General features: G+C 69.1%; 19 protein-coding genes. 12 read left to right on the plus strand and 7 right to left on the minus strand.

Features of this window, described 5'->3' with window-relative positions:
- Window positions 1-39: 39 nt before the first annotated feature.
- Window positions 40-1,059, minus strand: coding sequence for a ligase-associated DNA damage response exonuclease (locus BUB76_RS12985; protein WP_073129218.1), 1,020 nt, complete (start codon window positions 1,057-1,059; stop codon window positions 40-42).
- 312 nt (window positions 1,060-1,371) lie between these two features.
- On the opposite strand from BUB76_RS12985, the gene BUB76_RS12990 reads away from it, so the two are divergent.
- From BUB76_RS12990 to BUB76_RS13005, 4 genes are all read left to right on the plus strand, one after another.
- Window positions 1,372-2,787, plus strand: a complete 1,416-nt coding sequence (locus BUB76_RS12990; RefSeq protein WP_073129219.1) for a circularly permuted type 2 ATP-grasp protein — start codon at window positions 1,372-1,374, stop codon at window positions 2,785-2,787.
- Between the two features lie 4 nt (window positions 2,788-2,791).
- Window positions 2,792-3,745: an alpha-E domain-containing protein gene (locus BUB76_RS12995; protein ID WP_073129220.1), complete on the plus strand. Its 954-nt coding sequence runs from the start codon at window positions 2,792-2,794 to the stop codon at window positions 3,743-3,745.
- Entirely contained in the window at window positions 3,742-4,566 is an 825-nt protein-coding gene (locus BUB76_RS13000; protein ID WP_073129221.1) for a transglutaminase family protein, read from the plus strand. The genes BUB76_RS12995 and BUB76_RS13000 overlap by 4 nt, the downstream gene beginning before the upstream one ends.
- Window positions 4,567-4,713: 147 nt before the next feature.
- On the plus strand, window positions 4,714-5,469 hold the full coding sequence (locus BUB76_RS13005) for a proteasome-type protease (protein ID WP_073129222.1): 756 nt from the start codon (window positions 4,714-4,716) through the stop codon (window positions 5,467-5,469).
- Window positions 5,470-5,494: 25 nt separating this feature from the next.
- Here the strand turns inward: BUB76_RS13005 and BUB76_RS13010 are convergent, their stop codons facing one another.
- The 3 genes from BUB76_RS13010 to BUB76_RS13020 all read right to left on the minus strand — a co-directional run bounded on the left by BUB76_RS13010 (window position 5,495) and on the right by BUB76_RS13020 (window position 7,285).
- Window positions 5,495-5,953 (minus strand): hypothetical protein, encoded by a 459-nt coding sequence (locus tag BUB76_RS13010; RefSeq protein ID WP_073129223.1) that lies wholly within the window; start codon window positions 5,951-5,953, stop codon window positions 5,495-5,497.
- 105 nt (window positions 5,954-6,058) lie between these two features.
- Complete coding sequence (locus BUB76_RS13015) at window positions 6,059-6,994, minus strand: alpha/beta fold hydrolase (protein ID WP_073129224.1); 936 nt, start codon at window positions 6,992-6,994, stop codon at window positions 6,059-6,061.
- 6 nt (window positions 6,995-7,000) lie between these two features.
- Window positions 7,001-7,285: an SCP2 sterol-binding domain-containing protein gene (locus BUB76_RS13020; RefSeq protein WP_073129225.1), complete on the minus strand. Its 285-nt coding sequence runs from the start codon at window positions 7,283-7,285 to the stop codon at window positions 7,001-7,003.
- A 90-nt stretch (window positions 7,286-7,375) separates the two neighbouring features.
- Here BUB76_RS13020 and BUB76_RS13025 point away from each other — a divergent pair, with 90 nt between their 5' ends.
- From BUB76_RS13025 to BUB76_RS13050, 6 genes are all read left to right on the plus strand, one after another.
- The gene (locus BUB76_RS13025) at window positions 7,376-7,915 is read left to right on the plus strand and encodes a tetratricopeptide repeat protein (RefSeq protein WP_084140660.1); all 540 of its coding nucleotides are present in this window, start codon (window positions 7,376-7,378) and stop codon (window positions 7,913-7,915) included.
- Between the two features lie 116 nt (window positions 7,916-8,031).
- Window positions 8,032-8,766, plus strand: coding sequence for an outer membrane beta-barrel protein (locus BUB76_RS13030; protein WP_505806015.1), 735 nt, complete (start codon window positions 8,032-8,034; stop codon window positions 8,764-8,766).
- 100 nt (window positions 8,767-8,866) lie between these two features.
- Window positions 8,867-11,830 (plus strand): helicase-related protein, encoded by a 2,964-nt coding sequence (locus tag BUB76_RS13035; protein ID WP_073129228.1) that lies wholly within the window; start codon window positions 8,867-8,869, stop codon window positions 11,828-11,830.
- A gap of 1 nt (window position 11,831) precedes the next feature.
- Entirely contained in the window at window positions 11,832-12,203 is a 372-nt protein-coding gene (locus tag BUB76_RS13040; protein WP_073129229.1) for an RNA-binding S4 domain-containing protein, read from the plus strand.
- Between the two features lie 48 nt (window positions 12,204-12,251).
- Complete coding sequence (gene fdxA / locus BUB76_RS13045) at window positions 12,252-12,587, plus strand: ferredoxin FdxA (protein ID WP_073129230.1); 336 nt, start codon at window positions 12,252-12,254, stop codon at window positions 12,585-12,587.
- Window positions 12,588-12,831: 244 nt separating this feature from the next.
- Complete coding sequence (locus BUB76_RS13050) at window positions 12,832-13,347, plus strand: CarD family transcriptional regulator (RefSeq protein WP_073129231.1); 516 nt, start codon at window positions 12,832-12,834, stop codon at window positions 13,345-13,347.
- A 201-nt stretch (window positions 13,348-13,548) separates the two neighbouring features.
- Here the strand turns inward: BUB76_RS13050 and cobS are convergent, their stop codons facing one another.
- Entirely contained in the window at window positions 13,549-14,304 is a 756-nt protein-coding gene (cobS, locus tag BUB76_RS13055; RefSeq protein WP_073129232.1) for an adenosylcobinamide-GDP ribazoletransferase, read from the minus strand.
- Window positions 14,305-14,382: 78 nt separating this feature from the next.
- On the opposite strand from cobS, the gene cobT reads away from it, so the two are divergent.
- Window positions 14,383-15,396: a nicotinate-nucleotide--dimethylbenzimidazole phosphoribosyltransferase gene (cobT, locus tag BUB76_RS13060; protein ID WP_073129233.1), complete on the plus strand. Its 1,014-nt coding sequence runs from the start codon at window positions 14,383-14,385 to the stop codon at window positions 15,394-15,396.
- Here the strand turns inward: cobT and BUB76_RS13065 are convergent.
- On the minus strand, window positions 15,393-17,384 hold the full coding sequence (locus tag BUB76_RS13065; RefSeq protein ID WP_073129234.1) for a cation:proton antiporter domain-containing protein: 1,992 nt from the start codon (window positions 17,382-17,384) through the stop codon (window positions 15,393-15,395). The genes cobT and BUB76_RS13065 overlap by 4 nt on opposite strands.
- A 100-nt stretch (window positions 17,385-17,484) precedes the next feature.
- Window positions 17,485-20,586: a hypothetical protein gene (locus BUB76_RS13070; protein WP_073129235.1), complete on the minus strand. Its 3,102-nt coding sequence runs from the start codon at window positions 20,584-20,586 to the stop codon at window positions 17,485-17,487.
- A 157-nt stretch (window positions 20,587-20,743) separates the two neighbouring features.
- Here BUB76_RS13070 and BUB76_RS13075 point away from each other — a divergent pair, with 157 nt between their 5' ends.
- Window positions 20,744-21,460, plus strand: coding sequence for an SIMPL domain-containing protein (locus tag BUB76_RS13075; RefSeq protein WP_073129236.1), 717 nt, complete (start codon window positions 20,744-20,746; stop codon window positions 21,458-21,460).
- The last annotated feature ends 95 nt before the right edge of the window (window positions 21,461-21,555 follow it).

A 21,555-nucleotide genomic window follows, 5' to 3' on the forward strand; every position in this document is an offset into this window, starting at 1 on the left:
GCGCGGCCCCGGTCTTGCTGCGGAAGGTCGGCCAGCCGCTCATGCCGCGTCCTCGGGCTCGGCGGCGTCCAGGCTTTCGCCCTCGTACTCGGTCTCGACGATGGCGGCGTCGTAGCCCTGGCTTTCCAGCCAGCGCCGGAAGATCGAGGTGTATCCGTGGGTGACGAAGATGCGCTCGGCCCCCGTCTCGGCGATGGCCGCGTTCAGACCCGGCCAATCGGCGTGATCCGAGATGACGAAGCCCCGGTCGGCCGCCCGCCGCCGCCGCACGCCGCGCATGGCCATCCAGCCGCTGGCGAAGGCGGTGGAGCTTGGCCCGAACCGCCGTGCCCATGGCGTGCCGAGCGCCGAGGGCGGCGCGACGACCAGCGCGCCCTTCTGCGCCTTCGGGTCCATGTCCGGCGTCACGCGCAGCGTGTCGGGCAGGGCGATCCCCTGGTGGCGCATGACGGCATTGGTATTCTCGACCGCGCCGTGGGTCAGGATCGGGCCGATCCCGGGGTCCACGCTGGTCAGCAGGCGTTGCGCCTTGCCCAGCGCGTAGGCCCCGATGATCGAGGTCTTGCCATCGGCCGCGTTCCGCCGCCACCAGTCGTTCAACTCGGCGCGCACGTCGTCCTCGGGCGCCCATTTGAACACCGGCAGGCCGAAGGTGCATTCGGATATGAAGGCATGGCAGCGCACCGGCTCGAACGGCTCGGACAGGCCGTCGGGCGTGGTCTTGTAGTCGCCCGAGACGACCCAGACCTCGCCGCGATGCTCGACCCGGATCTGGGCCGAGCCGGGGACATGGCCGGCCGGGTGGAAGGACACGGTGACATCGTTGATCTGCCGCCGTTCGCCGAATGCGATGGTGTCGATGGCGATATCGCCCAGGCGGTGACGCATCACCGGCGCGGCGGCATCGGTCGCGAGGTATCGGCCCATGCCCGGGCGCGAGTGGTCCGCGTGCCCGTGGGTGATGAGCGCGCGGTCCACCGGCCGCCACGGGTCGATGAAGAAATCGCCCGCGGCGCAATAGATCCCGCGATCGGTGAAGCTCAGAAGCGACTCGGCCATGGGGGTTGGTGTAGGGCGGGACGGGAGGCTGCCAAGTGAGCGCGCGGCTTCGGCGTCGCCGCACGCGGCGCTGTCGTCCCATGAGTATTTTCGGACCAGTGATGGGCCTGGGTGACGTTCGAAGGTCTTCGGTGATGGGGCGCCTGCGTCGGTCGGGCCGACGCTTGATGGGGCGCGGACCGACCTCGGGTCGGGCGCCGCGAGGTGCCCAAAAAAGGGGCAGGTGTCCACCGGGCGAGCGCTTTCCCGGCCGATTGGTTGCGCTTGCAGACGCGCAACCTAGGATGTCGTTAACAAATGCCCGGGGGACCGATGGCCGACAGCTTTAACGAAATGTACGAAAACGGCGCCGTGCGGGCGCCCTATGCCGGGCTCGAGGCCTGGGCGCGCGACATGCCCGACGACCTGCGCGGCATGAAGCAATCCGAGGCGGAGGCGCTGTTTCGGCGTATCGGCATCACCTTCGCCGTCTACGGCGAGGGGGGCAGCCCCGACCGGCTGATCCCGTTCGACATGTTCCCGCGCGTCTTCTCGGCGGCCGAGTGGGACGTGCTGGACCGCGGCATCAAGCAGCGGGCGCGGGCGCTGAATGCCTTCCTCGGCGACATGTACAACCGCGGCGAAATGGTGCGGGCCGGACGCATCCCGGGGCACCTGGTCTACCAGAACGATGCCTACGAGGTCGCGGTCGCGGGCTTCACCCCGCCCGCCGGCGTGTTCAGCCACATCGTGGGCATCGACCTGGTGCGCACCGGCCCGGACGAGTTCTTCGTGCTGGAGGACAATTGCCGCACGCCGTCGGGCGTCAGCTACATGCTGGAAAACCGCGAGATCATGATGCGGATGTTCCCCACGCTGTTCCAGGAGAACCGCATCGCCCCGGTCGAGACCTACCCGGCGCAGCTGAAGCGGACCCTGCGCTCGGTCGCGCCGAAAAAATGCGAGGGCGATCCCTGCGTGGTGATCCTGACCCCCGGCAGTTTCAACTCGGCCTATTACGAGCACAGCTTCCTGGCCGACATGATGGGGGTCGAGCTGGTCGAGGGGCAGGACCTGTTCGTCGAGGGCGAATTCGTCTGGATGCGCACCACCGAGGGCCCCAAGCGCGTGGACGTGATCTATCGCCGCCTGGACGACGCCTTCATCGACCCGCTGTGTTTCCGGCCCGACAGCATGCTGGGCATCCCGGGCCTGATGAACGTCTATCGCTCGGGCGGTGTCAGTATCTGCAGCGCACCGGGCGCGGGCGTGGCGGACGACAAGGCCGTCTATACCTACGTGCCGGACATGGTCCGCTTTTACCTGGGCGAGGAGCCGATCCTCAAGAACGTGCCGACGTGGCAATGCGCCAAGGCGGATGACTGCAAGTACGTGCTGGAAAACCTCGACGACCTGGTGGTGAAGGAGGTCCATGGCTCGGGCGGCTACGGAATGCTGGTGGGGCCGAAATCCACCAAGTCCGAGATCGAGCTTTTCGCCACCAAGATCCGCGAGAACCCCGACAACTACATCGCCCAGCCGACGCTGAGCCTGTCGGCCTGTCCCACCTTCGTGGACGAGGGCGTCGCGCCGCGCCACGTGGACCTGAGGCCCTACTGCCTTGTCGGGCAGGAGGTGAACCTTGTGCCGGGCGGCCTGACGCGGGTCGCGTTGAAGGAAGGCTCGCTGGTGGTGAACTCGTCGCAGGGCGGCGGGGTCAAGGACACCTGGGTCATCGCGGGGAACTGAGATCATGCTGAGCAGAACCGCGAACAACCTCTACTGGATCGCCCGCTATATCGAGCGGGCCGAAACCAACGCCCGACTGCTGGAAGTCGGCGCGCGCAACGCCATGCTGCCCGACACCGCCGGGGGCAACCGAAACGAGTGGGAGTCGGTGCTTCTCGCCTCGGGCACCAAGGAAGCCTTCGATGCGAAATACGGCCAGGCGGTCGAGCGCAACGTCGAAACCCACCTGTTCTTCGACCGCGAGAACGCCTCATCGGTGGCCAGCTGCCTGTCGGCGGCGCGCGAGAACGGGCGCATCGTGCGCACCGCGCTGACCACGCAGGTCTGGGAAGCGCTGAATGCTGCCCATGCCGAGCTGGGCGAAATGGCCCGGACCGAAAGATCGAACCTGTCGACCACCGACCTGATCGACTGGACCCTGCGCGCCTGTTCGCTGATCCGTGGCGCGGGCCTGGCCACGCAATTGCGCAACGACGGCTACGACTTCACCAATATCGGGCACCATCTGGAGCGGGCTGACAGCACCGCGCGTATACTGGACGTGAAATACTACGTCCTGCTGCCCGATATCGGCTTCGTCGGCTCGGGGCTGGACAACTACCAGTGGCGCACGGTGCTGCGCGCCATGAACGCCACGCGCGCCTTCCACTGGGTCTATGGCGGCGACGTGACGGCCGGCAAGATCGTGGATTTCCTGGTGCTGAACCGCCAGGCGCCCCGGTCGCTGATCAACGCGGCTGACGGGGTTCGCGTGCACCTGGACCGCCTGGCCCGCGCCTATGGGCGCGAGACCGATGCCCAGGCCCGGGCACGCGACCTGGTCGCCAGGCTCGAGGCCACCGACACCGAGGATATTTTCGACCGCGGCCTGCACCAGTTCCTGCGCGGCATCATCGCCGACGTGAACCGGCTGGGCGCCACGGTCCATGACGCCTACCTGAGCGGGGATGCACGATGAGACTCGAGATCAGCCACCGCACCCGGTATCGCTTCGACGCGCCGAAAGTCTCGCTGACGCAAAGCCTGCGCCTGTGGCCCACCGACTTCGAGGGCCAGACTGTCGAGGCCTGGTCCGTCGATATCGAGGGCCACACCGCGCAGCGCGGCGCGGCCTTCCGCGACGGCGCCGGCGACTGGATCGAGACGGTGTCCATGCGCCACGTCAGCGATGTGACCATCGCGGTCAGCGGCACGGTCGAGACCCGCGACCTGACCGGCTTCGTCAAAGGGCTGCGTGAGAAGGTGCCGCCGCTGGCCTATTTGCGGGCCTCGCCCATGACGCGGCTGAACGAGGACCTGCGCGACCTGTCGGCCGGCGCGGTCGACGGGATCAGTAACGCGCTGGACCGGGCACATGCGCTGGCCCACGCGATCAGCGACGCGATCCCCTACACGCCCGGCGCGACCCGTTCCGAGACGACGGCCGCCGAGGCGCTGGAGCTGGGGCAGGGTGTCTGCCAGGACCAGACTCACGCCCTGATCGCCGTGGCCCGCGCCGCCGGGATGCCCGGGCGCTATGTCACCGGCTACCTTCACGCGTCGAGCGACGGCGCGGCCCACGAAGCGAGCCATGCCTGGGCCGAGATCTGGGTGGACGATATCGGCTGGGTCGGATTCGACGCGGCCAACCGGTGCTGCCCGGACGAGAAATACGTCCGAGTCGGCTCGGGGCTCGACTCGGTCGCTGCGGCACCCATCCGTGGCATGGCCCTGGGCGGCGGGGACGAGCATCTGGACGTGGATGTGAAGGTGCAGGAGGCCGCGCAGCAACAGCAATGATGCGCGTTTGCGTCACTTGTCCGCATTTCGCGTGGACCCGAGGGGCGTAACGCTGCGTTGCTGCTCGCACCGCGTCGCGTGACGGCGTATACACTTGCCACGCGGCCCCTCTGGGCGGGCCGCAAGCCGAAAACGAGCTTATTTACCATGACATATTGCGTCGGCCTGCTTCTGAACGAAGGCATGGTCCTTCTGTCCGACACACGCACCAACGCGGGGATCGACAACATCTCGACCTACCGCAAGATGTTCACTTTCGAGGAACCGGGCGAACGGGTCATCACCATCATGACCGCCGGGTCGCTGTCGACCACTCAGACCACGATCGCGCGTCTGCAAGAGGCGATCGACGATCCCGATGCGACCTCGATCATGACGGCCGGCACGATGTTGCAGGTGGCTGAACTGGTGGGCGACACCTTGTCGACCGTCAGCGCGAATGTGGCCCACAAGCTGGGCGAGCGGGCGCAATCGGCCCGCGCGTCGATGATCGTGGCGGGACAACGCCGCGGGGGCGAGCCGCGCATGTTCCTGATCTATGCTGAGGGCAACTTCATCGAGGCGACGGCCGACACCCCGTTCCTGCAGATCGGTGAGCACAAGTACGGGAAGCCGATTCTCGACCGGGTCGTGACGCCCGAGACGAGCCTGGGCGACGCGCAGAAGGCGGCCCTGCTGTCGATGGATTCCACCCTGCGGTCGAACCTGTCGGTGGGGATGCCCCTGGACCTGGTGGTGATCGAAACCGACAGCTGCCGCGTGAGCCGCCAGCGCCGGATCGAGGCCGACGACGAAGTTTACCAGAAGATGTCGGCGGACTGGTCCGTGGCGCTGCGTCACTCCTTCGCCAATATCGAGGTCGAAAGCAGCGGCGACGAGATCCCGGGATACTCGGCGGCCTGAGCGCCGCGGGTCCGGCGCCGACAGCTCAGCGCCGGAACAGTAGTCTCGACAAGAGGGATTCGCCTTTCGATGGCCGATGGCGGCCTGCCGCGTCGGCGAGGTAGCCGGCGGCCTTTGCGCGTCCGGCCTCGGCTGCCTGGGCCTCGCCCAGCCAGCTCCCGCCGCCGGTTTCGATCATTTGCCAGCCCGTCCGATCCTTGAGCAGCACGGCCGCGCCCGTGGCATCGCCGCGGGTGACTATCGTGAATGACGCGACCGGGCCCTCGGGCTCCAGGGCGATCTCGAAGGAAAAGCCGTCGCCGTCGAGGGTGCCCAAGCCGGGATCGCGCCAGTCCGCGTCAGGGAAGATTTCCGAGATGACACGCCGCACGTCGGCGGCGGTGCCGATCACGGTCGGCTCGAAATCGTCCGGCAGGTGCGCGGCGCCCGATGGCCCGGTCGTCGTGGACGTATCGGCGGCGAATACGATGAGATCCCAGCTCATGGCGGTGCAATCCTGGCTTTGGGCGTCCGGGCGCCCATGAGCCGATCCTTCCTGCACGCGACACGTTTGTGCAATGACGCAGAAGGCCACGACGGGGCGGGGACCTCAGCGCTCCGCCGTGAAATGCGCCCTCAGCGCGTCGAACACCGCGTCGCGACGCTCGGGCGTTTCCATCATGCATTCGTGGCGTCCGCCCTCGACCATCATCAGCCGTCCGCTCGGCCAGCGATCCATGCGGCTGCGGATGCGCGCGGGATCGACGATCATCTCTTCCGAGCCAAGGACCGTCAGGCACGGGATGTCGGGCGAGGCCAGCGCGGCCAAGGCCCGGCATTCCACCAGAGCCTCGTTCAGCCAGCGCAGCGACGGGCCGCCCAGCCCGAGCTCGGGGTGTTTTTCCACCTGCCGCGCCATCCAGTCGTACTGGTCGCGGTCGCAGGTCAGCATGTTGCCGTCGAAGGGCGTGGCATTGGGGTAGGACGCGCCCGAGGTGCCCGGCGCATAGGTGTGATCCATCCGCACGCGCCGCGCCACCCAGCTGAGCCCCCAGGCCATGGGGCGCAGCGACGCCGACATCTGGATCCCCCACATGGGGCTGGAGAACGCGGCACGCGCCACCGGCGCGCCACGGTTGAGCGCGCGCAGTCCGATGGCGCCACCCATGGAGTGGCCTAGCAGGTACCAGGGCTTCGGCAGGTCGTGATCGGCCGCCGCCTGCAGCATCACGTCGAAATCCTGCTGGAAATCGGCGAAATGCATCACGTGGCCGCCCATGGGGTCGTCCAGCATGCGGTCCGACAGGCCCTGTCCGCGCCAGTCGATTGCGATCATGGCCAGGTCGGCCTTGGCGAACTCGGTAGCCGTAGGCCCGTATTTCTCGACATACTCGGTCCGGCCCGGCAGCATCAGGACCGTGCCGCGCGCGTCCTCGGGGCGCCAGTGGGCCAGCCGCAGGCGTTGCCCGTCCGCGGCCTGCCGCCACTCGGCCATGCCCCCGGCGGGGGCGTCGGCCACGTCGTCGAAAAGGGGGGCGGGCTCCATCGGGCCTTACAGGACCTGTGCCAGCTTCATCGCCTGGCCCATGTCGCCGTCGATGGTCAGCCGGCCGGTCATGAAGGCCTGGGTGGGGTCCAGCTCGCCATCCATGATCTCCTTGAAGGTGTCGGCGTCGGCGGTCATCGTCACTTCGGCATCCTCGTCGGCGGCCCGGGCGCCCGCATCGTCGAGCATGATCGAACCCTCGTCCTCGATCACGAACTTGGCCGACCCGTCATAGGATCCGCCGACCTTGGCGTTCAGTTGCTCGACCGCGGCGTTGATGACGTCGCTCATGGTGGAATCTCCCTTGGTTGTGAGCCATCGCACCCGTGCATTCGGCGCGCGATGCGCTAGAGTTTTCAATGACGAGATATGGAGGTTGCCGTGCAAAGACTCAAATCTGCCGTTGCGGCATTCATGATTTCGCTGGCGCTGCCCGCGGCCGCGCAGGACGGGGTCGATGATCTTTTCACCGCGCTTGCAACTGCCGAGGGCACGGATGCCGAGCGGATCGCCGACAAGATCCTGACCGAGTGGTCGCAATCCGGCTCGCCCGCCATGGACGTGCTGCTGACGCGCGGCCGCGACGCGATGGAAGAGGGCAACCTGAAAGCCGCCGTGATGCATCTGAGCGCGCTGGTGGACCACGCCCCCGACTTCGCCGAAGGCTACCACGCGCGGGCCACCGCGTATTTCCAGCAGCGGCGCCTGGGCCTCGCCATGTCCGATCTCGAGGCCACGCTGTCGCTGAACCCGCGCCATTTCGGGGCGCTGTCGGGGTTGGGCATCATTTTGGCTGATCTCGACCAGCCGGACCTTGCGCTGCGGGCCTGGCGCGAGGTGGTCGAACTCTATCCCGGCAACACCGACGCGCAGGCCGCAATCGACCGGCTCGAATTGCTTGCCGAGGGGCAGACGCTCTGACCGGCTGACGGGTCGCGTTTGGATTGGCGGAAATTCGCTTCCAAGGATTTGCGCAAGACTTGGAAAAACTGTACAAGGATCGCCAAAGAATAAACGATCCTTGAGCAGGGAAAATAATGAAACCGTGCAAGATTTGCGCCTTGGCGTGCGCGTTGGCGATCGCCGCCCCCGCAACCCATGCCGTGGAATTCCACGGTGGCGACGTTTCGCTGTCGTTCTCGCGGTTCGAGGATGACCTGATCGGACCCAGCAGCAGTACCAGCTTCGGCAAGACCGCGGTCCAAGGCAGCTTCCAGTTCGACCTCACGCCGGATTTCGGCGTCCAGGTCGATGCCTCCTATTTCGAGTTCAACCGCGTCGACCAGTCCGAGGTCTCGCTGGGCCTGCACGGGATCTACTACCTCGACTGGGCCACGGCGGTCGGGGTCTATTACACCCACGAAGAGCTGCTGTCGTCGAACGTGGACGAGCTGGGCGTCGAGGGCAGCCGCAGCTTCGCCCTGTTCGATATCGAGGCGAACCTGGGCTGGGCCGAGTATCGCGGAGACCACGCTACGGTCCTTGGACTGCAGGCCGATTACGAGTTGCAGCCGCAGCTCTTCATGGGGCTCGGGCTCGATCACGCGGATTTCGATGGCGCCACCGAGCTGACCCGCGTCGGCGTCGGGATCGACTATGCCGTGACCGACTCGCTGCGGCTGTCGGGCGAGCTGGGCGTCACCGATGCCACCGTGATGGGGTCGAGCGCCGACGACATCTTCATCGAGATCGGCGCAAGCTATGCCTTCGGCACCTCCGAGGGCGCACGTTTCTCGCGGCGCGGGCTGCTGGACCGGCTGCCGGGCCTTTAAGGTGCGGGCTTGGTCCCGGACAATCCTGCCGGTGGGTTGATCCCGCGCGCCGCGCACGCCAAGTAGGGGGCAGGCAGGCGGCCACCGCGAAAGGCGCGCGATGACATCGCAGACAGGGCGGATCACGGCGGTCCTGGGCCCCACGAATACCGGCAAGACCCATTACGCCATCGACCGGATGCTGGGATACCGCACCGGCATCATCGGCCTGCCGCTGCGGCTGCTGGCGCGCGAGGTCTACGACCGGATCGTCGCCATCCGGGGCCCGTCGGTCGTGGCGCTTGTCACCGGCGAAGAGCGGATCGTGCCCGAGCGCACCCAGTACTGGGTCTGCACGGTCGAGGCGATGCCCGAGGGCATGGGCGCCGACTTCGTCGCCATCGACGAGATCCAGCTTTGCGCCGACCCCGAGCGGGGGCACGTCTTCACCGACCGCCTGCTGCGGGCCCGCGGAACCCACGAGACCCTGTTCATGGGCGCCGAGACCATGCGCGGCGCCATCGCCGAGCTGGTGCCCGGCGCGCAATTCATGAAGCGCGAGCGGTTTTCGACTCTGATCTATTCCGGTTCGCGCAAGTTGTCGCGGATGCGGCCGCGCTCGGCCATCGTGGGGTTCTCGGTCGACAACGTCTACGCCATCGCCGAGCTCATCCGCCGCCAGAAGGGCGGCGCGGCCGTGGTCATGGGGGCGCTGTCGCCGCGCACGCGCAACGCGCAGGTCGAGATGTACCAGAACGGCGACGTGGACTACCTGGTCGCCACCGACGCCATCGGGATGGGTCTGAACCTCGATATCGACCACGTGGCGTTTTCCTCGACCAGCAAGTTCGACGGGCGCCGCATGCGCGACCTGATGCCGAACGAGCTGGCCCAGATCGCGGGCCGTGCCGGGCGCTACATGTCCGACGGCACCTTCGGCGTGACGGGCGAGGCGCGGCCGCTGGACGAGGGCGTGGTCGAGGCGATCACCAACCATCGTTTCGCGCCCTTGAAGGTGCTGAACTGGCGCAACGCGGCGCTGCAATTCGGCTCGACCGAGGCGCTGATCGCGTCGCTGGAGGCGCGGGCCGATCATCCGCGCCTGTCTCGCGCGCGCGAGGCCGACGACCTGTCCGCGCTGAAGCGGCTATCCGCGATCCCCGAGATCCGCAACGCCTGCGCCGGCGGCAAGGCCGTGAAGCTTCTGTGGGATGTCTGCCGCATCCCCGATTTCCGCGGCATCAGCGCGGGCGAACACGCGGGCATGCTCGAGCGGATCTTCGGCTTCCTGCACGACCTCGGCCGCGTGCCCGACGACTGGATGGCGCGGCAGGTCAAGCGCATCGATCGAACCGATGGCGACATCGACACGTTGTCCAAGCGGCTGGCGTATATCCGCACCTGGACTTACGTGGCGCAGCGCAAGGGATGGGTCGACGACGAAAAACATTGGCGCGAAGCGACCCGCGCAGTAGAAGACCGCCTGTCGGACGCGCTTCACGCGGGTCTGACCCAAAGATTCGTGGACCGGCGCACAAGCGTCCTTTTGCGCCGGCTCAAGCAGAAGGAGAGCCTTTTGGCCGAAGTGAACGAAAACGGCGAAGTGACCGTCGAAGGACAGATCCTGGGGCGGCTCGAAGGATTCCGCTTCCGACAGGCGCAATCCGCATCGCCGGACGAGGCCAAGACCCTGCGCCAGGCCGCGACCGCCGCGCTGGCGCCGCAGTTCCACCTGCGCTCCGACAGGTTCTACAACGCCCCCGATACCGAGATCGACTTCACCGAGCAGGGTGGCCTCATGTGGGGCGACGCCGCCGTGGGCAAGCTGGTCAAGGGCGATGACCCGTTGAAGCCCGGCGTTCAGGCCTTCGTCGACGACGAGGCCGGGACGGACGTGGCCGAACGCGTGCAGCGTCGCCTTCAGCATTTCGTCGACCGCAAGATCGCGGCCCTGTTCGAGCCGCTTCTGGCGATGAAGAACGACGAGGCGCTGACCGGGCTGGCGCGCGGTTTCGCCTTCCGCATGGTCGAGGGCTTCGGCATCCTGGCGCGCGACGGCGTGGCGGGCGAGGTCAAGGACCTGGACCAGGACGCGCGCGGCGCGCTGCGCAAGCACGGGGTCCGATTCGGCCAGTTCACCATCTTCATGCCCGCGCTGCTGAAGCCCGCGCCCACCCGCCTGCGGCTGGTGCTGTGGTCGTTGTCGCAGGGCTTCGACAGCTTCCCCGAAAGCCCGCCGCCGGGCCTGGTGACGATCCCGGTCGACCCCGACGCGCAGGAGGGTGCCCACCTGATGAGCGGCTATCGCCCCGCCGGCAGCCGCGCCATCCGGATCGACATGCTGGAACGCCTGGCCGACATGCTGCGCAGCGAGGACAGCCGCGGCGGTTTCGAGGCCAAGGCCGACATGCTGTCGATCACCGGCATGACGCTGGAGCAATTCGCCGACCTGATGGGCGGGTTGGGCTACAAGGCCGAGCGCGGCGAGCGCGAGAAGGTCAAAGCCGCCCCGGCCGAGGCCGCGAGCGATACGCCCGACCGTCCCGACGCGCCCGCCGAGACGCCCGCCGATCCGCCCTCCGAGACGCCGCCCGCCACGCCGGACGAGACGCCCGTGGAAACCCCGGGCGAGGCCCCCGCCACGCCACCCGCCGAGGTCCCGACCCAGCCCGACCCGGGCGGCGCGCCCAGCATGGAGGCCGGCACCGACCCGGTGACGCCGGAACCCGCCACCGACACGCCGGGTGACGCGGTGAAACAGGGTGGCGACGCTGTCGCCGCTGCGACCGACGCGGATGTCGATGGCGCCGGCCTGGACGCCGACACGGCGGACGCCGCGCCCGAGACCGAGGTCTTTTACACCTTCACCTGGGGGGGCAACCGCCCCAACCGCCAGGGCAACAGGCCCCGCGGCCAGGGGGGCAAGCCCAAGGGCAAGGGCGACGGACGGCGCAAGGGCGGCGGCAAGCCCGCGAAGGGCGGCAAGCCGCAGACCCACCAGGCCCGCCCACCCAAGCGCGAGAAGGCCATCGATCCAGACAATCCCTTTGCCGCGGCCCTCATGGGACTGAAGGACGACAAGTAGCTTGGAGCCGCGCCCGACGATCCGGCTGGACAAGTGGCTGTTCTTCGCGCGGTTCTTCAAGACGCGCGGGCTGTCGGCCAAGCTGGTGACGGCGGGCGGCGTGCGGGTGAACGGCGTGCGCGTTTCGAAACCCTCGGCCTCGGTGGGGGTGGGCGACACGCTGACCTTCGCCCAGGGGCGCGCGATCCGGGTGATCGAGGTGCGCGATCTCGGGACGCGACGCGGTCCCGCGCCCGAGGCGCAGGCCCTTTACGCGGACCACTCGCCGCCCGTGCCGCCCCGTCCCGAAGCGGCCCCGCGGCCGGGGGCGCGGCCCACCAAGAAGGACCGGCGCGACATGAACGCACAAGGTTTGGGGCGCACGCTTGAATGATCCCGACCGGGCGGCTAGACCACCCGCGACCAGCCGTGAGAGACGCCCATGACATATATCGTCAACGACAATTGCATCGCCTGCAAATACACCGACTGCGTCGAAGTCTGCCCCGTGGATTGCTTCTACGAGGGGGAGAACATGCTGGTGATCCACCCCGATGAATGCATCGATTGCGGCGTCTGCGAACCGGAATGCCCCGCCGACGCGATCCTGCCGGATACCGAGCCCGACGCCGAGAAATGGGTCGAGTTCAACCGCAAGTATTCCGAGATCTGGCCGGTCATCATCACCAAGAAGGACCCTCTGCCCACCGCCGAGGAGATGGACGGCAAGGACGGCAAGATGGAGCTGTTCTCGCCCAACCCGGGCGAAGGCGGCTGATCCCAGCCCGGCCGGCACGGTCCCTGTGCCGTGAATCGTCAATGCTGCCCTGCGGCACGCGCACTTTCGCAGGGTGCGATTTTATGCTATGCTTCGATCAATGCGATTGTGACACGGCGTTCATCGTCGGCCTTGGCCGATGGGGATGCCTTTGGCTTGTTGATCCGGTTGGTGGTTTTTGTGTGTTGCCCGCCGGTTCCCGTGTCGATCGCTGAACTGGGGCCTGCAAAGGAAATGTCTGAACATGAGTAAATCCAAGAATCCTGAATTCCGTCCGAACGAATACGTCGTCTACCCCGCGCACGGGGTCGGCCAGATCGTCAGCATCGAGAAGCAGGAAATCGCGGGGATCGAGTTGGAGTTGTTCGTCATCTCGTTCGAGAAGGACAAGATGACCCTCCGTGTGCCCACCCACAAGGCGTCCGAGGTCGGCATGCGCCAGCTGTCGAGCCCCGATGTCGTCACCAAGGCGATGACCACGCTGAAGGGCAAGGCCAAGGTGAAGAAGGCCATGTGGTCCCGCCGCGCCCAGGAATACGAGCAGAAGATCAACTCGGGCGACCTGATCGCCATCGCCGAAGTGGTGCGCGACCTGCACCGCACCGATGATCAGCGCGAGCAGAGCTATTCCGAGCGTCAGCTCTACGAAGCCGCGCTGGAGCGCCTGACCCGCGAATTCGCCGCCGTGTCCGGCGATGACGAGACCGCGGCGCAGAACCAGATCGATTCGGTGCTGACCAGCCGCAAGGCCGCCGCCTGATCCCAGCTTTCCGGCGAATGAAAGAAGCCGCGCCTTTGGGGGCGGCTTTTTTCGTTGGGCGTTCCCCCCGGCGCAGCGCCTGGGTCAGGCAGGGGCGCGTGAGTATTTGTGGACCAGTGATGCAAGGGGTGTGCGCACCGTTCCGGCGGTGGGACGCGATGTGCCACGGCGAACTGGTTTGGTGCCGGGCCGACTGGACCCCTAGGGCAACGTCGCGCAGAGGGCGGCCAGCGCGGCGAGCTCGGCCAGTTGCTGCGTCGCGCCCAGGACGTCCCCCGTCTGCCCGCCGATCTTGGCCCGGGCGATCAGTGCCGCGAGCGCAGCCGCCAGGGTTGCCGCCGCTATCGGGGCGAGGGCTGGGGCCCCGAGCGCGGCGACCGTGATTGCTACAGCGAGGACGATACCGACGAGGGCGGCGCGCGGCGTGGGGCGGCCGGTGGTTTTCGACAACCCGTCATCGCGGGCGTGGGGCAGGGAGGCCGCGACGCCCAGCATCGCCGCGCGCGACAGGAGCGACACCGCGAGCAGCGCCGCACCCGCCCGCCACGGCCCGGGATCCACCAGGGGAACCAGCGCGGCCCAGCGCAGGCCCAGCGACAGGATCAGCGCCAGAACCCCGTAGCTGCCCACCTGGCTGTCGCGCATGATCGCCAGCCGCCGGTCGCGGTCGAACCCGCCCCAGAAGCCGTCGGCGCAATCGGCCAGCCCATCCTCGTGCATGGCGCCGGTCAGGACCATCTGCGCCGCCAGCACGACCCCCGCCGCGACCGTGGGGGGCAGCCCGGTCGCCAGGGCGGCCATGCCGAGCGCCCAGGCCAGCAGCGCCACGGGAAGACCGACCAGCGGCCACGCCCAGGAGGCCTGCGCCGTGCGGTCGAACCGCGCCCGGATCGGGATCCGCGTCAGGAGGGCCAGCGCGGTGGCGATATCGTGAATGGGCTGGGTGATCCGGCTCATGGCGTTCGGTTTTCGGGGGTTTCGCCGCCGCCCGCAAGGCGTAAACAGGCCCGGCAACCCCGGACCGGAGCCAGACCCATGGACGCCATCACCTCGATCGACGATTTCCGCGCGGCCCTCGCCGGCCTGCCGCAGCCCGATGCCACCGCGCTGGACGGGGCCGCGGCGCGCAATGCCACCCTTACCAAGCCCGCCGGCGCGCTGGGGCGGCTGGAGGACCTGACCATCTGGTACGCGGGCTGGCGCGCCGATCCGCGGCCCAGGATGGTGTCGCCGCAGATCCTGATCTTCGCCGCCAACCACGGCGTGGCGCAGCGCGGCGTCTCGGCCTTCCCGCCCGAGGTCACGGCGCAGATGGTCGAGAACTTCCGCGCGGGCGGGGCGGCCATCAACCAGATGGCCGCCACGGTCGGTGCGGGCATGGCGGTGCACGCGCTGGACCTGGACAGGCCCACCGCCGATTTCACCCAAGCGCCCGCCATGGAGGACGATGATTTCGTCGCCGCGCTGGCGACCGGCTGGTCGGCGCTGGATCCGCAATGCGACCTGCTGGTGGTGGGCGAGATGGGCATCGGCAACACCACCGCCGCCGCCGCGCTGTCGGCGGCCCTGTTCGGCGGGACGGGCGCGGATTGGACGGGTGTCGGCACCGGGGTCGCGGGCGCGGCGCTCGAGGCCAAGATCGCCACCGTCGATGCCGGGCTTGCGCGCCATGCCGACCGGGCGGGCGATCCGGTCGCGCTGCTTCAGGCCCTGGGCGGGCGCGAGCTGGCCGCCATGGCGGCGGCGATCCTGCGCGCGCGGCACCTGCGCATCCCGGTGATCCTCGACGGCTTCATCTGCTGCGCCGCCGCCGCGCCGCTGGCGGTCGCGGCGCCGGGCGCGCTGGATCACGCCGTGGCCGGTCACCGGTCGGCCGAGGGCGCCCACGCGGCGCTGCTCGACCGGCTGGGCAAGGCGCCGATCCTGTCGCTGGGTCTGCGGCTGGGCGAGGGGTCGGGCGCGGCCCTGGCCATCGGGGTGTTGCAGGGCGCGCTCGCCTGCCATTCCGGCATGGCGAGCTTCGCCGAGGCAGGTGTCAGCGACGGCTAGCTGGCGCGGCCGGCCTGCGGCTCTTCGGTGTGGTGGGTCGAGACGACGGCGCCGGTTTCGTCCTGCTCGTCCTCGTCCTCATCATCGTCCGACGGCGGGTCGTCCCGGCGCATCTCGTCGTATTTCGCCGACAGGGCCGACTCGAGGTCCTTGTTCAGCGCCCGGGCCCGCTCCATGTAGGCCTCGTTGCGCGAGATCGGCACGCCGGGCTTCCACAGCTCGGCCAGGTCACGCAGGGCCGAGCGGTCGATCTTGAAGAACGCCTTCTGCAGCTCGTTGGCCTCGAATTCCGACAGACCGATATTCTCCAGCACGTAGCGGCCGGCGCGCAGCGAGCTGTCGAAGACCTCGCGCACGATGTCGTCGGCGCCCGCCTGGTAAAGCTGGTAGACATGGTTGCGGTCGTAGGCGCGCGCGACGATGTGGATGTCGGGCCGCTGCTTGCGGGCGTATTCCACCAGCTCGGTCACGCGCTTGGGGTCGTCCATGGTCACGACCAGGACCTTCGCTGTCTCGATCCCGGCGGCGTGCAGCAGCTCGGGCCGCGTCGGGTCGCCGAAGAAGCCCTTGAAGCCGAATTTCCGCATGAGCTGGATCGTGTCCAGGTCGTTGTCCAGCACCGTGGTCTCGAACCCGGCGAGCTGCAGCATCCGGTTCACCACCTGGCCGAAGCGGCCGATGCCCGCGATGATGATCGGTTTCTTCTCGTCGATCTCGTCCGCCGGCAGTTCCTGGCCGTCATCCTCGTCGGCCATGCGCTGCGACAGGTACTCCCACGCGATGAAGAACAGCGGCGTGAGCAGCATCGACAGCGCAACCACCAGCAGGATCCGCTGGCCCAACGCATCGCCCAGCACGCCCGTCTGGAGCGAGAACGACACCAGCACGAAACCGAATTCCCCCGCGCCGGCCAGCCCCAGCGTGAACAGCCACCGGTCGCGCGGTTTCAGCCGGAAGATCAGGGCCAGCGCGAACAGCACGATGCCCTTCAGCAGCATCATCCCCAGGGTGAGGCCGAGGATCACGAATGGCGCCGCGAAGAACGTCTCGAACGAGATGCCGGCGCCCACGGTGATGAAGAACAGGCCCAGCAGCAGGCCCTTGAAAGGCTCGATGTCCGATTCCAGCTCGTGCCGGAACTCCGAGTTGGCCAGCACAACGCCAGCCAGGAACGTGCCAAGCGCGGGCGACAACCCCACGAGCGTCATCATGAAGGCGATCGAGATGACGATCAGCAGCGCCAGCGCGGTATAGAGCTCGCGCAGGTTCGCGCGGTGGATGAAGCGGAAGACCGGCCGCATGCCGAAGACGCCGCCCGCGATGATGACGCCGATCGCCGCGACGGTCAGAAGGGTGATGCCCCAGCCCGGAAGCGACTCGATCAGCGACAGGGCGGCCTCGGTGTTCTGCGCCGCCGTGGTCTCGGCCGCCGGGCCGCCGCTGCCCGATCCGCCGGGGACCGACGCGCCACCGCCGCGCATGGCCAGGAGCGGCAGCACGGCCAGCATCGGGATCACCGCGATATCCTGCGTCAGCAACACCGAGAAGGACGAGCGTCCGCCGGCCGTCTGCATCAGGCGCTTCTCGTTCAGGGTTTGCAGAACGATGGCGGTCGAGGACAGTGCGAAGATCATCCCGATGGCCAGCGACGAATTCAACGGCAGACCCAGCAGGACCATGCCGCCGGTGATGAGACCCATGGTCAGGACGACCTGGCTGCCGCCAAGGCCCAGAAGCTTGTGACGCATGTTCCAGAGCGCGCGGGGTTCAAGCTCGAGCCCGATGATGAACAGCATCATGACGACGCCGAATTCGGCGAAATGCTGGATGTCCTGGGTCTCGGAGCCGACGAGCCCCAGAATCGGCCCGACGGCAATGCCGGCCGCAAGGTATCCCAGCACGGATCCGAAGCCCAGGCGTGCTGCCAGGGGGACGGCGATCACGGACGCGGCGAGATAGATCGTGGCTTGGTAAAGAAACGACTCCATGGCGCGTCTTCGATCCCTTCGTGGCCGGTCCCGCTGTCCCGGCCGAATTCACATGACGGCCCCGAACGGGGGGCGCTCGCGACGCGGGGCCGCAAGCGTCCTAGCCGCGGGGCATATCCAGGACGATCTGGCGGCCGCCCTTCACATAGCTCAACTGGCTGTCGCCGATGGCGCGGACCCGGCCGCCATCCACCCGGTCGCCGACCTTGACCTTCACGAAGCGGCCCGAGGGCAGGCGCACCAGCGCGCGCCGGTTGGACTGGGTGCCGTAGACACCCACCAGGTTCACGCGGCGCAGGTTGATCGCGTTGGCGACGGTGGCGCGGCTGGCGACGCTGCCCCGCGTGGGCGCGCTGGGCCGCACCACGGCGCTGGCCTGGGCCACGCGCACCGGTTCTTCGCGGGCCTGGGCCACGCGGGCGGCAAGGCCGCTCGGCCGGTTGGCGGGACGTTGGGACGCGGCCACCGCGTAGGGGCTGATCGGCTCCTCGAGCGCCGTGGCCAGACCGGCCAGCGCGGCCGCCGCGGCGCTGGCGGCGGCGCTGCCGGTGGCCGTGCCGGCCTCGGTGTCGGCCTGGGTCAGGGCGGCGGTCAGGCTGGCGGGCCGGGCCTCGGGGGTGATGTCGGGACTGCTGTTGACCAGAACCGCGGGCTGCGGGGTGAGGGGGGCCTCGTCCGCTTCGTCGGCGTCCTCGGCCGCGTCCGTGGCGTCGCCGGGGCGGGCGGGACGCGGCATCGGGCTCAGCGCCGCAAGACGGGTCACAAGCGTTTCGGCGTCGGCGTCTTCGGCGGGCAGCGGGTCGTCGGCAACGTCCAGCGCGGCATCGTCGCGCGGGCCCGCGTCGCCCGGCCGTGTCCGGGGGCGCAGGGCAGGTTCGCCCGCGTTGACCGGGATGACCAGGTCGTCCTCGCTGGGCGGCTCGGGCGCTGTGGCCGGGCGATCCGGCGCCTCGGGGGGCACGGCCGGCGGTGCGCCCGCGGTCACGAGCACGCCCTGCGGGCTGACCGCCCCTTCGGGCGTTGCCACGACGAGCCCGTTCTCGTCCAGATCGAAGCGGGCACCGGGGGCGGGCGGCGGCATGAGGCCGTCGGGCGCCTCGGGGCCCGCCTCCTGCGGCTGGGACAGCGCCGCGACACGGTCCTGCGCGCGCAGGGGCGTGTCGCCACGGGAGAGGAACAGGTCCTCGATCCGGTCGGCGCCGGGGGCGTCGGGGCTGGCGGGGGGCGCGGCCTCGACCCCCGTCGCGGCATAGCGCGACGTCTCGTCCGCGTCGGCGGGGCGCTGCAGAGGATCCTCGGGGGCGGGTGTCGTGTCGGCGGCGGTCGTTTCCTGGCTGGCCTCATCGCCGTCTGTCGCCGCGGCGTCGGACTGGGCGGCCTGCAACGGGTCGGGCGCAGTATCCGGTGCCGACGTGGCGTCGGGCAGGCGCAGGGCCGTTTCCTGGCCGTCCGCCTGGTCGGCATCCGCGAGGCTGGGAAGGCTGGGCGCGGCATCTTCGGTCGGGGCCTCGGGGGCCGCCGCTTCGTCCAGCGTCGCGGTCTGCGGCGCGGTGTCGGCGGGCACGGGGTCGACGGGCACCGCGACCTCGGGTGCCAGGTCTTCCGACGGCGCCACGTCCGACGGTGCAATGGCGCCGATGCCGTCGCCGACCACCGCCTCGGCGCCGCCATCGGGTTGCAGCAGGGCGTTGCGGGACGGCGACAGCAGCAGGTACGCGGCCCAGATGCCGATGGCGAGAGCCAGCGCCACGGCGATGCCCACCAGGAGCGGCACCAGCGACAATCCCGAGCCGCCGGCGTTGCGCTCGCCAAAGACGGTCATCCGCTCGGCCTCGGACCGCTCGACGCCGCCATCCATGGGGGTCGACGGATGGATCGCCGGTGACGCGGTGCCCGGCGCAAGGCTCGCGGCCGAGGCGCCGGAGGCGGGCGGGGCCACCTTCCGCACGGTGGGCGTCGGGCTGGACCGGCGGTTGGGCGTCGCGGCCCCGTTCGCGCGTGGTGGCGGCGGCGGCGCCGCCGCGCGGGCGGGGCGGGGCGACGCGGCGCCGTTGGCGCCCGGGCCCGCGCCGCCATCGGGCAGCATGGCGATGCGCGACGCGATACTGCCCAGTGCCGAGCCGCCGGCGGCGGCGCCGACCGCGCCGGTGGCCGCCGCGGGCCGGCTGGTCGAGAAGGACGGGGCCGACGGCGTCTTGGGGGCGGCCGTGTCGTCGGAGGCCGTGGGTTTCTGCGCGGCCAGGGCGACGTCGCTCGTCTCGGTCCGGGGTGGCGTCTCGTCGCTCTGCTGCGCGGCCGGGGCCGGCGCGACCGGGCTTGCGTCGGGCTTGGTGTCGGCCTTGGGCTTGCTGGACGCCTTCGGCGGATCGGCAGGGCTATCGGTCTTTGCCGATACGTCATCCGCTTTTGCCGGCTTTGCCTGATCCGTATTGGTGGATGCCGCGTCATCCGCCGCAGGCTTCGTGCCTTCCTCCGGCGTGGGCTCGGCGGTTTCGGCCTTCACCGGGTCCGATGGGGCCGGGGCCTGCTGCGTCTCGGCCGCTTCCTCGATGGGCTGCACCGGCGCCGCCTCGGGCTCGGGCGTGCTTTCGGGCGTGGCGGGAACCGCCAGGGGCGTCATGTCGGCGGGATGGTCGATCTCGTCGAAGGACAGGTCGGCGATCCGCGTGACCGGCGCCTCGGGCGGGGGCGCCACAGGCGCGCTGCCGCTTGCGGCGAAGGTCGTCTGGCCGAAATCGGGACCGTTGCTGAACAGCCCCTTGCGCGGCTCGGCGGTGAAACGTTGGGGATTGAAGCCGTTGGCGACGGCGAAATCTTCCGCCTGGTCCAGCGTTTCGCGCGCGACGGCGGCGACGGCGGCCTCGGATTTGCCCTTGGGCTTCCAGTCATAGACCAGGTCGTCCATCGCGTAGGGCGTCATGCCGTCGAGCTCGGCCTCGATCGCGGCCTTGCGCGCGGCGTCGTCCTTGGCGTCTTCGGGCAGGTCGACCGTGGTGAACAGCACCTCGGATTGCGGAATCGTGATGTCTGTCAGCAGGGGGCCGTCAGCGTTGGCCATCGCCTCGCGGCGCAGATCCTCGACCCGGGTCTCGAAATGCGGATCTTCGAGCGCGACCTCTCCGAGAATCGACTGGCCCTTGCCGGACCCACGCCGGAGACGGATCCCCGTATGATCGAGGTCGAGGTAAAATGTCGTTCTCATGTCAATCGTTTACCACGCGAAGCGGGATTGCCGAGACCCGTTGATCCCTGCGACTGTTCTATAGCAGCTTTTCGCCGAGGCAACCACATTGCCCGGCCTGCGTTTGAGCATCGCCCGGTGGTTCGGGCGAGTCTGGACACCATCGGAGGAGACCGCCATGCAGACCTTATCGTACCTTGCCGCGCCCGTCATGGGCCTTGTCCTGACGCTGGGTCTGGCCTCGCCAGCGGCGGCGCAGGACGCCCAGCCGCCCTATCTGCACGTCACCGGCGAGGGCCGCGTGTCCGCCGCACCCGACGTGGCGACCATCCGGCTGGGGGTCGAGGCCGAGGCGGTCAGCCCGTCGGAGGCGGTCGATGCCATGGCGGCGCCGATGAGCGACCTGCTCGAACAGTTGGCCGAGGACGGCGTCGAGGCCGCCGACATCCAGACCAGCACCCTGTCGATGCGACCCGTCTACGCAAATCGCGACCAGCCCCTGGAAGAGGGGCCGCGTATCACCGGCTATACCGCGTCGTCGACCGTGACCGTGTCGGTCCGCGCGCTCGACGACCTGAGCGCGGTGCTGGACGGCGCGGTGGGGGCCGGGACCAACCGGTTGGACGGTCTGAATTACGGGCTGTCGGATCCCGCGCCGGTGCGCGACGCGGCCTTGGCCGCCGCGGTCGAGGACGGGCTGCGCAAGGTGGCGGTCCTGGCGGAAGCGGCGGGCCTGACCATCGGCGCGCCCCTGGCCGTGGTCGAACAGGGCGGCAGCCGGCCGCCCGGTCCGGTGATGATGGAGATGGCCAGCATGGACCGGTCCATCCCCACAGCGCCGGGATCGCTCGAGGTCACGGCACAGGTCGAATTGCGCTTCGCCATCCGCCCGTAAAACGGGGCCCCTGCGACAGCGCCGCGCGGGAACCTGGCCCGCCCTCCGGATCGTTTTCCGCAAGAAGAACACGCGGGACCTGACCGAAAGCCGGT

The organism is Palleronia salina, assembly GCF_900141995.1.
GTDB classification, from domain to species: Bacteria; Pseudomonadota; Alphaproteobacteria; order Rhodobacterales; family Rhodobacteraceae; genus Palleronia; species Palleronia salina.